The organism is Verrucomicrobiia bacterium (genome assembly GCA_035946615.1).
Taxonomy (GTDB): domain Bacteria; phylum Verrucomicrobiota; class Verrucomicrobiia; order Limisphaerales; family UBA8199; genus DASYZB01.
The window spans coordinates 17,444-32,566 of the sequence record DASYZB010000027.1 but is presented as its reverse complement, the minus strand read 5'-3'; the positions used below and the strand labels follow the sequence as shown (position 1 = coordinate 32,566).

Annotated in this window: 11 protein-coding genes; 7 read left to right on the top strand and 4 right to left on the bottom strand. The window is 59.3% G+C overall.

The window, feature by feature from the left end; genetic code table 11:
• Window positions 1-24: 24 nt before the first annotated feature.
• Entirely contained in the window at window positions 25-108 is an 84-nt protein-coding gene (kdpF, locus tag VG146_04300) for a K(+)-transporting ATPase subunit F (protein ID HEV2391567.1), read from the bottom strand.
• 261 nt (window positions 109-369) lie between these two features.
• Here kdpF and VG146_04295 point away from each other — a divergent pair, with 261 nt between their 5' ends.
• The 7 genes from VG146_04295 (at window position 370) to rpmI (ending at window position 5,253) form a co-directional block, all read left to right on the top strand.
• A complete protein-coding gene (locus VG146_04295) occupies window positions 370-1,839 on the top strand; it encodes a Gfo/Idh/MocA family oxidoreductase (GenBank protein HEV2391566.1) in 1,470 nt (489 codons plus the stop codon).
• A 244-nt stretch (window positions 1,840-2,083) separates the two neighbouring features.
• On the top strand, window positions 2,084-2,332 hold the full coding sequence (locus VG146_04290; GenBank protein HEV2391565.1) for a hypothetical protein: 249 nt from the start codon (window positions 2,084-2,086) through the stop codon (window positions 2,330-2,332).
• A 113-nt stretch (window positions 2,333-2,445) separates the two neighbouring features.
• Window positions 2,446-2,739 (top strand): co-chaperone GroES, encoded by a 294-nt coding sequence (locus VG146_04285; GenBank protein ID HEV2391564.1) that lies wholly within the window; start codon window positions 2,446-2,448, stop codon window positions 2,737-2,739.
• A 57-nt stretch (window positions 2,740-2,796) separates the two neighbouring features.
• Window positions 2,797-4,407, top strand: coding sequence for a chaperonin GroEL (groL, locus tag VG146_04280; protein HEV2391563.1), 1,611 nt, complete (start codon window positions 2,797-2,799; stop codon window positions 4,405-4,407).
• A 112-nt stretch (window positions 4,408-4,519) separates the two neighbouring features.
• Window positions 4,520-4,756, top strand: a complete 237-nt coding sequence (locus VG146_04275; protein ID HEV2391562.1) for a hypothetical protein — start codon at window positions 4,520-4,522, stop codon at window positions 4,754-4,756.
• The gene (locus tag VG146_04270) at window positions 4,753-5,025 is read left to right on the top strand and encodes a DNA-directed RNA polymerase subunit omega (protein HEV2391561.1); all 273 of its coding nucleotides are present in this window, start codon (window positions 4,753-4,755) and stop codon (window positions 5,023-5,025) included. Before VG146_04275 ends, VG146_04270 begins: the two co-directional genes overlap by 4 nt.
• 18 nt (window positions 5,026-5,043) lie before the next feature.
• Window positions 5,044-5,253, top strand: a complete 210-nt coding sequence (rpmI, locus tag VG146_04265; protein HEV2391560.1) for a 50S ribosomal protein L35 — start codon at window positions 5,044-5,046, stop codon at window positions 5,251-5,253.
• Window positions 5,254-5,568: 315 nt separating this feature from the next.
• Here the strand turns inward: rpmI and VG146_04260 are convergent, their stop codons facing one another.
• From VG146_04260 to VG146_04250, 3 genes are all read right to left on the bottom strand, one after another.
• Entirely contained in the window at window positions 5,569-5,715 is a 147-nt protein-coding gene (locus tag VG146_04260) for a hypothetical protein (protein HEV2391559.1), read from the bottom strand.
• A gap of 90 nt (window positions 5,716-5,805) precedes the next feature.
• Window positions 5,806-14,502 (bottom strand): glucoamylase family protein, encoded by an 8,697-nt coding sequence (locus VG146_04255; GenBank protein ID HEV2391558.1) that lies wholly within the window; start codon window positions 14,500-14,502, stop codon window positions 5,806-5,808.
• A 144-nt stretch (window positions 14,503-14,646) separates the two neighbouring features.
• A complete protein-coding gene (locus tag VG146_04250) occupies window positions 14,647-14,859 on the bottom strand; it encodes a hypothetical protein (protein HEV2391557.1) in 213 nt (70 codons plus the stop codon).
• Window positions 14,860-15,123: the final 264 nt, after the last annotated feature.

Here is a 15,123-nt window from a genome sequence, read left to right as displayed (position 1 = left end):
ACGGTATTTGTGGCCCTGCCCTGCTCAGAACTGTTCGGGGCGAATCATCGCCACAAAAAGGTAGATGAACAGCAACAAGGCGATGATCCCAACAAGGATGTTTTCCATGTTCACTCCAGTTAGAGTTTTTCGCAGAACTTAACGTAAAGTCCGCTGACGAGGAAAAACACAACGACAATGGAAATAAAAATGAGATCAGACATTGGCGCTCCCGGTCAGTCCAGCCGCTGCTGCGCTATGATGGCGCCGTTGCGAGCAAGGGACATTAGTTTGTTCGTTCATGCTGCCACCCTGCTGCAGCAATCCGGTTAAGCCTAATAAAGAGAGCGGGCCGATCCGTTAAGAAAGCGCAAAGCTGTTTTGCTTGAAATGAATCCCGGAAAGTGTTTCGATGCCTTTATGAAATGCCCCAGCACAACTCGCTCATCCCAACCCTCCAGCCCGGTAACCCGGCGCGCCTTTATCCGCACCAGTGCCATGGTCGCGGCGGGTATCAGCATCGTGCCACGCCACGTCCTTGGAGGGCCGCGCTTTGTCGCCCCCAGCGAAAAGGTCAACATCGCCATTATCGGCTGCGGGGGGCAGGGCCAGACCAATACCCACGCCCTTTTTTACCTCGATGACGCGCAGATCATCGCCGTGGCCGACCCGGTCGAATTCCAGGACCTTCACGGCTTTTATTACAGGAGCAATGCGGGCCGTCTTCCGCTCAAAAGTGAAATCGAAAAGCATTACTCGGGAAAAACCCCGAATTACAAGGTCGCCCCCTACGAAGATTTTCGCGAGATGTTCGATAAGGAGAAAGCCATTGACGCAATCCTGTGCGCGACGCCCGACCACAACCACGCGTATGTATCGGTGACCGCGATGAAGCAAGGCAAGCATGTCTATTGCGAAAAGCCCCTCACGCATAATGTGTGGGAAGCGCGGTTGGTCGCGCGGGTCGCCAAGGAGACGGGTGTGGCCACCCAACTCGGCAATCATGGCCACTCCGGCGACTTTATCCGGACCACCTGTGAAATGATTTGGGCTGGGGCCATTGGCGATGTGCGCGAAGTCAGCGCCTGGACCAGCGCCAGCCGCTGGAACAAGGATTTGGCCTCCGGCAGGCCTCCGTCCGAACCGATTCCCAAAGGAGTCAATTGGGACCTCTGGCTGGGCACCCGCGATACCCGCCCTTACAGCAAGGCCTATAATCCCGTTTCCTGGCGCGATTTCTGGGATTTCGGCACAGCCCCCATTGGCGACTTCTTTTGTCATAACTTTGACCCTGCTTGCTGGGCCCTGGACTTGCGCGTTCCACTTTCGATCGAAGCCCATGGAGTCGGCGGGGTGGATTCCTACATCGCCCCGCCCGGGGGCATTTACACCTACAAGTTTGGTCCGCGCGGCAACATGCCCCCGGTGACATTCACCTGGTATGATGGCGGGCTGATGCCGCCCCGCCCCGAAGGGCTCGAACCCGACGATCAATTGGGGGCCAACGGCAACGGCACGCTGTTCATTGGCGACAAGGGCATGCTCACCTGCGCCGGTTGGGGTGGACGGCCCGTGCTTCTGCCCGGGTCAAAGGACGAGGCCTATAAAAGGCCCCCGAAGACTTTGGCTCGCTCGAAAGGCCATCATCGCGATTGGCTCGATGCGTGCAAAGGCGGCAAGCCCGCCAGCTCCAATTTCGAATACGGCGCGGCGCTGACCGAAGTGGGCCTGCTGGGACTCGTTGCAATGCGGGTTGGACAGAAGCTCTATTGGGACGCCCCAGCCATGAAAGCAACCAACGCGCCTGCGGCCGACAAGTTCCTCAAGGAAACCTACCGCCCGGGTTGGGAGGTAGGGTAGAGGCGCGCCAAAACAAGAGACGGCTGGCATCGTTGGCAGCGCAGTTTGGCGGTCTGCTGCAGAAGAGTAATTTGCAAATGGCGCCGGTGGCCCTCGCGACGGCTCCCCTATTTCGTAGCCTGCAGGCGGGACAAATCCCTTTGACTAAGGACGAGATGCGCGTCCACATGTCGCCAGCGTGGTTTTGCTGGCAAATCCACTAGCAATTCGCCAGGGACAAGTAACAAACGCCCAACCGGAACCGATGAAAACCGTACCGCCGAGCGTCGCTGAACTCCAGCGCAAACATGGGGTCCCGGAATTGGAATGTATCGACCGCATTTATTTGAACGCCTACATGCCCAAGTTGACCAGCGCTGCCCGGCGTGGCGGGATTGCCGACAACGCTCGTTATCACCACGTCGGCGACTGCCGGGCGAGTTGCAAAAAGCATGATGTTCACGGCGATGGGAGTGCAAATTGCAACGGGAGGACCTTCCAGGAAGGCGGGTAAAGTTACCTAAATCGGCAGCAAGTCACTAGCCACCAGCTCGTTGCTATCAACTTGCGATATGTGGCACCTGCTCTGCTGAGAGGTGTTTGGATAATTTCTAACTGAGATAGAATATGACACTGAACATTAGACCCGTTGGCGACCGAATCCTCGTGGAAGCTGTCGAAGAGAAGGAAATCAAAAAAGGCGGGATTGTTATCCCCGACACCGCCAAAGAAAAGCCGATGGAAAGCCGCGTAGTGGCCCTCGGAACGGGGAAAACGGATGACAACGGCAAGAAGGTTCCCTTTGAAATGAAAAAAGGCGACCACCTGTTGGTTGCCAGATATGGCGGCACTGAAATCAAGCTCGATGGCAAGGAATACAAGATCCTCAATTCTGAGGATGTCCTCGCCGTGATCGAGTAATGATCAACCCCGAAAGCTTTCGGGGTCAACTTTCAACAATCAACTGGTTACTAATTTATGGCTGCAAAACAATTACTCTTCGACGAGAACGCTCGTCAAACGCTGCTCAAAGGCGTCTCCAAACTGGCCCGGGCCGTCGCGGCGACGCTCGGACCCAAAGGCCGCAACGTTGTGCTCGACAAGAAATATGGCTCCCCGACGGTGACCAAAGACGGCGTCACGGTCGCCAAGGAAATCGAACTGGAAGACGCGTGTGAGAATATGGGGGCGCAGATGGTTCGCGAGGTCGCCAGCAAGACCAGCGACGACGCCGGCGACGGCACCACCACGGCCACGATCCTGGCGGAGTCTATCTTCCGCGAGGGGCTGAAGTACGTCACCTCCGGTGGCAACCCCATCGGAATCCAACGGGGCATTAACAAGGCGGTCGCCGCCGCCGTGGAGCAACTGGGCAAGATCGCCAAGAAGGTGAAGGACAAAGACGAAATCAAACAGGTTGCCACCGTTTCCGCCAACTGGGACACCACCATTGGCGAGATCATCGCCGAGGCGATGGACAAGGTTGGCAAAGATGGCACCATCACGGTTGAGGAAGCGAAGACCATCGAGACCGCGCTCGACGTGGTGGAAGGCATGCAGTTCGACAAAGGTTATTTGTCGCCCTACTTCGTCACCAATGCCGAGACGATGGAGGCCCGCCTCGAAGATTGCTATGTCCTCAATTACGAAAAGAAGATCAGCAGCCTCAAAGACGTGCTGCCGCTGCTCGAAAAGGTGGCCAAAACAGCCAAACCGCTCTTGATCATCGCCGAAGATGTCGAAGGGGAGGCCCTCGCGACTCTCGTTGTGAACAAACTCCGTGGCACGATCAATGTGTGCGCCGTCAAAGCCCCTGGCTTTGGTGATCGCCGCAAGGCCTTGTGCGAAGACATCGCTGTGCTCACCGGGGGCAAATTCATCAGCGAAGACCTCGGCATCAAGCTGGAGAGCCTAACTCTGGAAGACCTCGGCCGCGTCAAGAACGTCACGGTGGACAGGGAAAACACCACCCTCGTCGAAGGCCACGGCAAGAGCTCCGAAATCCAAGGCCGCGTGAATCAGATTCGGCGGCAGATCGAAGAGACCACGTCCGATTACGACAAAGAGAAGCTGCAGGAACGGCTGGCCAAGCTGGCGGGAGGCGTCGCCATCATCAATGTGGGCGCCGCGACCGAGACCGAGATGAAGGAAAAGAAAGCCCGAGTGGAAGATGCCCTGCACGCAACCCGTGCGGCCGTTGAAGAAGGCATCGTGCCTGGCGGCGGCGTTGCGCTGCTGCGTTGCTTGGCGGCGATGGATACCGTCAAACCGGACGACGACGACGAGCGCATCGGCGTCGAGATCGTCAAGCGCGCCGTCGAGTATCCGACGCGCGTATTGGCCGATAATGCCGGTGTGGAAGGCTCGGTGGTGGTGCAGGAAGTCAAGAAGCGCAAAGGCAACGAGGGCTACAACGTCTCGACCGGCGTCTATGAGGACCTCGTCAAGGCGGGCGTAGTCGATCCGAAGAAGGTCACGCGCGCAGCGTTGCAGAACGCGGCGTCGATTGCTGGCTTGTTGCTGACCACAGAATGCCTCGTTACCGAGATTCCGAAAGAGGAGAAGTCCGGTTTAGCCCCTGGCGGCTAGGGTGGCATGGGCGGCATGGATTATTGAGCAAGCCGCCGTTCCGGCAGGAACGGCAAACCGCGACCGAGGTTGGCGGGCGCCAGCCTCGCTCGACCGTGGCCGTCTCTGCCGAATGATCAATACGAGCGAACAGTTTCGTCCCAAACGCGAGTCGTATGAAAACGCACGCTATCCATTGGAAGTGCAGCCTCACCGGAGCTATCGGAACTGGGACAAAGCTCTTCGAGAAGGAAGAGGCGAGCGGCTGGCTGCAGAATTGAATGAGGACTATCCGGACATCGATCATGATGCAGTGGTCCCCGAGCCCATGCCTACTGAGGCTGCAGATGCCAAATCACAAAAGATATGAATGCTACTCTTGTCAAACAAGCCCTGGAGAAAGTCCTTAACCCCAACGTCCTGGTCAACCTGGTTTCACAACGCGTCCGCCAGTTAAACTACGGCGGTGGAGACAGGGGCAGGCCACTCGTGGCGGATATTGCCAATCTCAGCGCCGCGGACATTGCCTTGCGTGAAATCATCGAGGACAGAATGGGCTGGGAAATGTCCGAGATGCCGGAACTGACTCGTCCGACGGGAAAGCACCGTCGGCGGCCTCAGCACTGGACAAGGACTTAGCCAAAGCAAGGAAACCATATGAGACGGCCCAAAGGAATTAAAACCAGGAAATCTGTAGCTAAACGTTTCAGGATAACCGCTACGGGGAAAGTGCTGTTCCACGGAGCTGGCCGACGGCATTTACTGCAAGGCAAAGGGCCAAAGCGCCGACGGTCGCTGCGGAAGGCTTCGATCCTTGGATCGACGGACATTTACCGTATCGTGCAAAATCTGCCGTTCAGCCACTAACAGGGCATGACCCCGTTAAAATGAGCGACTTATGAGAGCCCCATTCGAGCGTCAGCGAAGAGCGAAAATCAAGTTTGCGGTGCTTGCCGTCGGCCTCATGGTCAGCGCGCTTGTAGGAGTTATGCTTTTTTACATGGGACGCGCACACCCTCGCCTTTGATGGCCGCTTTGCAGCGGTGAGATGGCCGCGGGCGGGAACGTCGCGCGCTTCGAAACAAACCGCGCGCATGCCTGCAGCTCCAGAATGTTTCCGGAGTCGGCATTACGTAAACTTCTGCATCCCGCGCGCAGGCACCGACCTCCGGGAGACCGTAGCTAGCTCTTCTTGCCGGCCACTTGCTTCGCCGCAATGGCTTGCTGCTTTGTAAGCCGGTCGCTGCTGGCTTTGACCTGTTTCTGCGTGGCTTGCTTGTTCACTGCTTTAGGAGACTTGTCGCCCATGATATTTACTTTTCGCCTCATGTTTTTGTTCACCTGCGGCTTTGAAAGGGACTCAACCATGCTCCCGGACCGAGGGGATTGCAAGCTCCCATTCGGGATTCGTGGAGCAAGCTATCCCTTGGCAATGCGCATTTCGACAGAATGTTCCTGGTAGTCATCCAGCAAAGGAAAGGTGTTACCAGGAAGAGCTTGGCCATCGAGCCATAGCCGGCAGTTACCCGCAAAGGCGCCAGGAGTCCGGGTGATGCGAATGTGGTATTGGGTTTGGCGATAGCGGTAATGGACGCTGAACGTGTTCCACGCCTTCGGAAGGCTGGGGGTCAGGCGCAGTTGATTGCCTTCCAGATTCACGCCCAGCAGCGTTTCCAGCAGAAGGCGGTACATCCAACCGGCAGACCCCGTATACCACGTCCAACCGCCTCGGCCGGTATGAGGTGCGACGCTATAAACGTCGGCGGCCACGACATAGGGTTCGACTTTGTAGGTTGCAATTTGGCTCGCGGTGGCGCCGTGATGGAGGGGATTGAGCAAGGCAAATAGGTCCCAAGCCCGGTCGGTGTCTCCCATCAGCGCGAAGGCCATGATGGCCCAAACCGCGCCATGGGTGTATTGGCCGCCATTTTCTCGCACGCCGGGGATGTAAGCCTTGATGTAGCCCGGGTTAAGGGAGGAGTGATCGAAAGGCGGATCGAAAAGCTGGATCAACCCGGCCTCGCGACGGACAAGCCGTTCGCTCACAGCCTCCATGGCCTGGGATGCGCGCTGGGGATTAGCCGCACGGCTGATAACCGCCCAGCTTTGCGACAGGGAATCAATCTGACATTCTGGATTCATGTGCGAGCCCAAAGGTTCGCCGTTGTCGAAATACGCACGGCGATACCACTGGCCGTCCCAGGCGTGTTGCTCGATGTTTTGTTGCAGTTGCCGCGCCTGGGCGAGGCAGCGCTCAGCAAATGGAGTATCGTTGCGCTGGCGCGCCAAATCGCCAAACCGCATCAGCACGTCATAGAGAAAAAACGCCAGCCAAACGCTTTCTCCGCGCCCGTCTTTGCCCACCAGATTCATTCCATCGTTCCAGTCCCCGCAACCCATGAGAGGCAGGCCATGCGGGCCGAAGGTGAGTCCATGTTCAATGGCGCGAACGCAGTGTTGATAGAGCGTGGCGGACTCTTCGGAGCGTTGGGGCAAATCGTAGTACGACTCCTCCTCGGCTTTAAGGGGCCGGCCTTCCAGAAAGGGAACCAACTCATCCAGCACGCCGGTGTCGGCCACGCATGCGATGTAGCGGCAAGCGGCGTAAGGCAGCCACAAGAAGTCATCGGAGAAGTGAGTGCGCACGCCGCGCCCGGCGGTAGGATGCCACCAATGCTGCACATCGCCTTCGCGGAACTGATGCGCCGCCGCGCGCAAGAGATGTTCGCGGGTGAGGGCCGGCTCGGCATAAACCAGCGCCGTGACATCCTGCAATTGGTCGCGGAAACCAAATGCTCCCCCCGATTGATAAAACCCGGTTCGGGCCCACAGGCGGCTGCTCAAGGTCTGATACAGCAGCCACCCGTTGGCCAGCACGTTCACGGAAAGGTCCGGGGTTTCAACCTGCACTGCGCCGAGTGTTCGGTTCCAATATTGCCAAACGCCTTCGAGGGCGCCGCGGCTGGCCTCCGCTGAGTGGAATCGGCGAACCAGTGTTTGCACGTCAGCGATGTTCCGGCCCACCCCAAGCCGGAAGCTGGTTTCCCGTTGCTGTCCGGGGGCCAAATCAAAAGTCACTTGCACCGCGCCGCAAGGGTCCAACCCCGCTCCGGTTTTTCCTGAAAGCCGTGTCCGCTTCAGGGCTCTGGGGTCGGAGAGGCTGCCGTTTCGACCAAGAAATTCCCTCCGATCGCCGGTGAAGGTTCGCTTCGAATCACTGGCGTCCACGAAGGCGATCCGTTCGGCGAACTCCGTATTGAAAGGATTGCGTGCCAGCAAGGCGCCGGTTTTCGTTTCCACCTCGGTCTGCACGTGCAGCGAGGTCTTGTGGCGAAGTTCTCCCAGAACCCATTCCCAGTAGCCGGTAAGCGAGATCTGGCGTGGCCGGCCGGAAACATTGCGCAGTTTAAAAGCCGCGAACTTCACTGGCGCGTCCATCGCCACGTAAACGGTCAACTCGGAGGCGATGCCGTGTTCGGTGTGTTCAAACACGCAATAACCGAAGCCGTGGCGGATAACGTAGGGTGTTGTGCCGCGGGCAGGCGACGGGGTCGGTGACCAGAATTGTCCGGTCTGCTCATCCCGAATGTAGAAGGCTTCACCCGTAGAATCGCTGATGGGATCATTATTCCAGGGCGTCAAGCGAAACTCGTGGCAATTTTCAACCCAGGTGTAAGCGCTGCCGTTCTCCGAAATAACCGTTCCGAAGTAGGGATTGGCCAGGACATTCACCCAGGGCGCGGGGGTTGCCTGGTCGGCTGACAGCGTAATGACGTATTCTCGTCCGTCCGGGGTGAAGCCACCCAGGCCGTTATGAAAAATCAATTCTCGCGGCGGGAGCGGCTTAGGCGAAGCGCGGACCGGGTAATGATTTGGCGTGAGGACCGGGGCCTTCGGTTCGACGGCCGCCGGCTGTTCCAACTGTTCTCGCAGTGTTCCGTTCTCGTCGGCCAGCACGAGGCGCGCGACTGATTGAAGTAGCACACGGTCTTCGCTCGAGACCTGATCCAGGCGTCGGACAAAGATGCCACCCGACTTATCGAGCACTTGGGCTTCGATGCCAGAGGCAATCAGGCTAAGAATTTGGTCGTGCAAGGGCTGGCGATACACCGAAACGTCTTCATTCAGAATCACCAGATCGACCGGCAACCCTTTCATCCGCCAGTAGGAGTGGGCCTGGAGAAGTTGCTGGAGGAGGTCAAGCCGCGCGGGGTCGCTGACGCGGAGTAGGACGATCGGCAGGTCACCGGAGATGCCGTAGCCCCAAAGTCCGCTTTGCCCGCGGCGGTTATTCAGCAACACGCCGGAAGCGGCGCGGCGAGCGGGATTGGCATAAACCAAGGCACCGGCCAACCGAGCATAGAGTTGCGCATCGGCTTCGGAGGCATTGATGTGGCGGAGGGTGACCTGACTGTGGGTCCAGGCGAGGTCGAGGGCCCGATCAGCCATGCGGGGGTTGTAGTATTTTTCCACCAGCCCCAGCGCCGCCTCCCGGCTCTCGGCCATGCCCATGATCAGATCGACGCGCGTGGTCCCGTGGGGCGTTAATGTCACCGTGCGCCGTAACGAGGCGATGGGGTCCAGAACAGAACCGACGGTGTTAGACAGCGGCGAAATCGTCTGCAAAGCGGCTGGCTCGGCCAAGGTCCTGCCTCTGCCTATGAACCTGGCACGGTCGGTTTCGCAGGAGACCTCGCCCGGCTCGCCATCCTGACCTACCAGGATGCTAAAGAACCAGGGCGGCTTTTCCCCTTCCGCGCGGGGGCGGCGGGTGCAAAGAACTGCCGGACGGAGCCCCACGAACTCAGTTTGCACGAACAGGTTGCTGAAGGCCGGATGAGACGCGTCCGCAGCCGAGGCAGCGAGCACCACCTCGGAATAGCTGGTTAGTTCGATAATGCGCTGGGCGTGTGAATGGTTGGTGAGAATCACGCGGCGCAACTCGATGTCGTCTTCGGGAGAGACACTGATTTCGGTATGGATTTCCAGGCTGGCGTAGTGCTGGCGGAATTCGGCGCGCGCTTGGGTGAAGATGGCCTCATAGCGTTTGGTGGCGGGCCGGCACGGCTGGTGAGCGGCGGACCAGAATTCGCCCGTGGCCACATCGCGCAAATAGATAAAAGTGCCCCAGCAATCGCGAGTGGCATCCTCACGCCAACGGGTGACGGCGAGGTCCCGCCAGCGGCTATAACCGCCGCCAGCACTGCTGACCATCACGTGATAGCGGCCGTTGGACAAGAGGTGGACTTCGGGCGCGTGCAGATCGGGGTCGGTGAAGACGCGCATGAGGCCCTCGCCATCGCCGCCAAACCTGCGCGATTCGACCAATTCATACTCGGTGGAGAGCACCTTGGCGGTGGTGTTGGGGACCCGTTCCTGCAAGAGCAAGTCAGCGGCCCGGAAAGCAGGGCACGACAGGAAGCGCCGTTGCATGGGACGATCCAGCATACGATGCGCCAGGGCCAGCAGGCTCATCCCTTGGTGATGGGCCATAAACGAGCGGATGGTGACGCTGGACTGGCCCGGGGGCAAGCGCGAGGGAGTATAATCCACCGCCTCGTAAAATCCGTAGGTTCCCTCGCGGCCATCCAGGGCGAGTTGTTCAAGGTTGTCGCAGGCCTCCCGCGGCGCTACCATCAGTGCCATCACCGTCGCATAAGGGGCGATCACCAGATCCTCGCTCAAGCCGCGCTTCAAACCCAGGCCCGGCACCCCAAAGGCGCGGTACTGATAATTCAAGTGAGCGTCGGTTCGATTGTAGCCAGATTCGGAAACACCCCAAGGAATGCCCCGCAGCCGCCCGTACTGGATCTGCTGCCGGACGGCCCCGATACACGTTTGACCCAGCAGTGTGTTTTCATAGTCGGGCATCACCAGCAGCGGCATCAAATACTCAAACATTGACCCGCTCCACGAGGCCAACACCGGATCGCCCCCGACCTCCACCAGCAAGCGGCCCAAGGAAAACCAGTGGTCCTGCGAAACCTGCCCTTGCGCAATGGCAGCATAGCTGCATAAACGAGCCTCCGACGCCAGCAGATCATAATAGCTGGCGTCACTGCGGCGTTCGCTAACATTGAAGCCGATCGAGAAGAGCTTGCGCACCGGATCGAACAAAAAGCTGAAGTCCATCTCGGCCATCGCGGCGGTTTGCCTCTCCAAGGTTTCCAGTGTCAGGATGCGCTGGCGGGCGCGGCGGCTGGCTTCCTGGAGACAGCGCAACCATGGGTTAAGCTGCGCCGCCTCTTCCAGGTTCCCGTCTGAGGCAGGCTTGGCGCTATGGGTTTGCAACGCCTTTTCGAGCAGTGGACAAAGTGTTTCATCCAATTCTGCCACCTGGCGCAAACTGGGCGCCAGATCGAGCGCGGCGAGCTTCGCCGGGAGCGTAGCACCAATTTGGCCCGATTCGGCTTTGTGAGGAATCTGCGCTCCAGACCCGGACGCCAAGCTCAACCACGGCGCCAGGAACAGCACATCTTCCAGATGCTCGCGGCAGCTTCGTTCGAGAGATGCGACCCACCATTTCACTTCCTCTCCAGTTCCCCGCTTGAGCGCAGCCGCCCATCTGGCGGCCCGCTCGGCCGTCCGCCGCAGCAAGTCAACTCCGGCGCTGAGGGTTTCCGGCGGCTGCGCCAGATCCGTCTTGAGATGCTCCAGGTCTGGATTTCGGACGGCCAGTTCCTGGAGTATGCCCACCGTGTCGGAGAGACCAACAAAAACTTGAGGTGCGAGGATGGGTTGGTTGTTTAACTCCGCCAGTCCAGGACCCAAGGTCAATAAATGCCCTGCGAGATTACCGCTGTCCACGCTGGAAACATAGAGCGGAAGCAGGGGCTTGAGGGTACGGGTATCATACCAATTGAAGAAGTGACCACGGTGTCGTTCGAGGCGTTGCATGGCACTGAGGGCATCCTCCGTCCTCCGCAGGAGTTGACCCACTGACAGATAGCCGAAGTCGCGCGCCGCCAGGTAGGCCAGCAGGGCCAATCCCATGTTGGTCGGAGACGTGCGAGAAGCCAGAACCGGCTCGGGCTCTTCCTGGAAATTATCCGGGGGCAGCCAGTTTTCTTGTGCGGTAATGAACGTTTCAAAGAAACGCCATGTCTTGCGGGCCCTTCGCCGAAGGAAGGCCACTTGCCTGGGCTTTAGCTCCGGCGCCGACGAAGGCTCGATCGGCTGGCTGATACGCCAGGCGATCAAGGGAGAAGCCAGCCAAAGACCCAGGATGAGCGCGGCGAACGGCAATTGCCCGGGCTGCAGCCAACCCAGGAAAGCGGCGCAGGCGACGCTGACGGCCGGGCCGATCCACATAGTCGAATAGAACTCCAAGAGATCGCTGCGGGCGGCGTGTTCGGCCTCGCCGGCGGTTTGCCATTCCAACAGACGTTTGCGCGTAAACACCAATCGCACCAGCGTGCGAACCACGGCATCCAGGCTGATGAACGCGTCGTAGGGCAGGAAGACGAATGTGAGAAAGGCCTGGCCAAGCTGGCGCCCGAACACCCCAGCCAGCCCGCGCGCGTGCAGCCCAAGCGATACTTCCCGCCGCTTGCGAAACACTTCGACGATCCCCGACAAGCAGGCTGGCAGGGTGATGATCAACAGGGCCAACACGGGGCCGATCGAACCGAGGCCCGGGACCAGTATCCAACTGCCGAGCAGCAGCAGCAGCAAGCCGGCAGGGACAAGGCTGCGCCGGAGATTGTCCAGGATCTTCCATTGCGACAAGCCGGACAGGGGGTTAGCGACGCGGCGGGCATCCGGCCCAGGAACACGGGGCAACAGCCACTGGGCGATTTGCCAATCACCGCGAATCCAGCGATGCCGCCGATTGGCCTCCGTGTTGTAACGGGTGGGATATTCTTCGTACAACTCCACGTCGCTGACCAGCCCTGAGCGAGCATGGCAGGACTCGATCAAATCATGGCTAAGAACGGTGTTTTCGGGGAAACGGCCGGCGACGGCCTGTTGGAATACATCCACGTCATAGATCCCCTTGCCAATAAACGATCCTTCCTGAAAAACATCCTGGTAAACGTCTGAAACCGCCCGCGTGTATGGGTCGATCCCAACGTCGCCGGCGAACAGTTTGACAAACCAGGAACGTCCGGCACAGGGCAGGCTCACTCCCACCCGCGGCTGCAGGATGCCGTAACCTTCGGTTACCACGCCCTTCGCGGGATCGAACTGGGGTCGGTTCAGCGGATGCGCCATCGTTCCAGCGAGCTGCCGGGCGGCATCGCGGGGAAGCTGGGTATCGGTGTCGAGCGTAATAACGAATTTGATGGCTGGCAGGATCGTGGTATCGCCGACGATTTGGGCAAAGCGGTCTCGGGAGCCGCCGCGGAGCAGGGCATTGAACTCAGTCAGCTTGCCCCGCTTGCGCTCATAACCCATCCAGCGACCTTCGGTTTTGTTCCAGCGGCGTGGCCGGTGGAAGAGGAAGAAAATGTTAGACCGGTCGGATTGGTATTTGGCGTTGAGCATTTCGACACCCGAGCAAACCCGCTGGAGCAACGAGGCGTCTTGCGGACAGCTCTCCTCCGCTGCGTCCTGATAATCAGTCAGCAACCCAAAGCGCAAATTCTGGTCGCGATTGGCCAGGTAGTGAATCTCCAAACTCTCGATGAGCCGGTCGACCGCCAGGGCGTTCGTCAGCATCGTCGGCACGACCACCATGGTGGCGCACTCCGCCGCGATGCCGGTCGAGAAATCCAAACGCGGCAGCAGGCGCGGTTTGACCAGCAGGGTGGAAAGCCAATTCATCAACGCCACGGCTAATTGGCTGGAACAGAGCAGGAATACGAGGCTGAAGAATAGCAGCTTCCACCACTGCATCTCGAGCGCTTGCGCCTGGCGCATTAGTCCCAGACTCCCCACCGCCGTGAGCAGGAAAACTCCGCCTGTATAGAACGCCAGCGGAAAGGACCGGATACGCCGTTCGAAGGCGGTCCGCCAGGGCTCTCGCATGTCGGCCGCTTTTTCCAGCGCTGCCAGGCCTTTGTCGATCAAGTAAAAACCCACATGAGCACTCCGGTCTTGAAAGCCCTTTTCCCGCGCACCGGCTTCGGCCAGTTGGACGGCCTGGCGCGCCAGCTCCGATTCAGCGAGTTTGCTGTAGCGGGAAATGGTCTCGACGGAATGGCGGTAGCGGTCGCGGGTGAAGAAATCCATCTTCCCGTAAACCCCTGAGGGATCGAGGCGGAGCATCTGATCGACCGGGCTCATGGCCTCCACAAACTCGCGCCAGTCGAGGGCGCCTAGAAAGCGCAGACTGTTGATCGTGTGGCTCACGGAGACCTGGTCGGCGGCCTGATTCTGACTCTCCAGATGGACCAGTTGTTCTATGGAGAGCCCTTGCTCAGTAAGCCGCTGCTCCAGCCAGGTCCGCGCCAGGTGCATCGCCGGGCTTTGGCGCGACAAGCGTTGCGAAAACTCCGCCACGAAGGCGCTCGACAAAGGCAGCGTGGACTGCGCCATCTCGGCCACCACGACGACGAGGTGCGCGGGATTCTCCTTGGACATTTCCTGCAGGCGCTCAACCCAGAAGTCGGCGAGATTGCGCTCCTGCCGGCCGATCGTCAGGCGCGAGGTGACCCGCCGCAAATTCTCAATCAAGGCCAGCCGGAGCATGATGGGAATGGCCCACAGCTCGCCCAGTTTCAAGGTCGATACGGTTTGATAGGCCGCGATGAAGGCGCGCAGCGGTCCGGCATCAATCTGAGCATCGACATGCGAAATCAGTTCGAGCACCAGGTCGTAGACCCGCGGCAACCTGGCCGAAGGACCCGAAATGAGGCGCGGCAACTCCCGGCTGTACCCGCGGGGCAAATGTCTTCGAGCCATCTGGATTTGCTCTTCGATCAGGTAAAAATTATCGAGCAGCCATTCAGCCGCGTGGGTAACGCGCCGGGATTGGTCCACGGCCTGGGTCGCCCGATTGTAGGTGCTTAAAACCTGCTCATTTTCACCTAGCCGCGCCAGCAACCGGTTGGCTCCTCGCCGGGTGACGACGGGATGATTCTCGGCCAGGGTCTTGGCGTGCTGGACGAGTTGTTCGAGGCTGAAGACTTCTCCCCGCAGCGGCGGTTCCTCTGGCGGAGGGCGCACCTGCACGTGCTCAGCCACTCTGCTCAGCAACCCCTCCAGGCTGATTCCTTTTCCGGACGCAGTATTCAGGATGATTCCCTCAGTTCACACAGGACGCCCCATTTCCTTAGAATATGCCACAGTGGAGCCATGATGGCACGCTTCCCTTTATCACCTGGTTGGCTCGCCGGCGCCGCGCCCGTCCAGGTTGCCCGCGCTGGCGTGGTGCAGGGCATGCTTCCATCGCCAATGGTAGTAGGGCGTGAAATTCAGCACCCGGGTGTAAGGCCCAGGATGTCGTTCGCTCTCCTCGACTTGAAAAACGAGCCATGCCCGCAGTCTGGGAACCGCAACCGCGCCGCGATCAGGTCGTCGCCAAGTCATGCTGTCTTGTTGGGGGATCATTCAGGAAGTGGAGACGCTGGTTAGGAGGATTTTAGCATCCATTTCGTTTCCAGCTCTCTCTCGTTAGTCGAACCTCCGCCTGTTTCTCAAATTCTCCAACTGCTCTCGGGCCGCCACCCGCTCTCGTAGCTGCCGCAGGATTTCTGCATTATTCTTGGCGGCCCATTCCGAGAACTTCCTGTTGGTGTTCTCCACCTCCTCTTTGAGGTGGTTGAGTTGAGACTGCTCAAGTTCCTCCGGAAC

Bases quoted from the DNA above. Each gene is read 5' to 3' on its own strand.
- rpmI (HEV2391560.1), top strand. From the start codon at position 5,044: ATGAGACGGCCCAAAGGAATTAAAACCAGGAAATCTGTAGCTAAACGT.
- VG146_04295 (HEV2391566.1), top strand. From the start codon at position 370: ATGAATCCCGGAAAGTGTTTCGATGCCTTTATGAAATGCCCCAGCACA.
- VG146_04250 (HEV2391557.1), bottom strand. From the start codon at position 14,859: ATGACTTGGCGACGACCTGATCGCGGCGCGGTTGCGGTTCCCAGACTG.
- VG146_04270 (HEV2391561.1), top strand. From the start codon at position 4,753: ATGAATGCTACTCTTGTCAAACAAGCCCTGGAGAAAGTCCTTAACCCC.
- VG146_04290 (HEV2391565.1), top strand. From the start codon at position 2,084: ATGAAAACCGTACCGCCGAGCGTCGCTGAACTCCAGCGCAAACATGGG.
- VG146_04285 (HEV2391564.1), top strand. From the start codon at position 2,446: ATGACACTGAACATTAGACCCGTTGGCGACCGAATCCTCGTGGAAGCT.
- VG146_04260 (HEV2391559.1), bottom strand. From the start codon at position 5,715: ATGAGGCGAAAAGTAAATATCATGGGCGACAAGTCTCCTAAAGCAGTG.
- groL (HEV2391563.1), top strand. From the start codon at position 2,797: ATGGCTGCAAAACAATTACTCTTCGACGAGAACGCTCGTCAAACGCTG.
- kdpF (HEV2391567.1), bottom strand. From the start codon at position 108: ATGGAAAACATCCTTGTTGGGATCATCGCCTTGTTGCTGTTCATCTAC.
- VG146_04275 (HEV2391562.1), top strand. From the start codon at position 4,520: ATGATCAATACGAGCGAACAGTTTCGTCCCAAACGCGAGTCGTATGAA.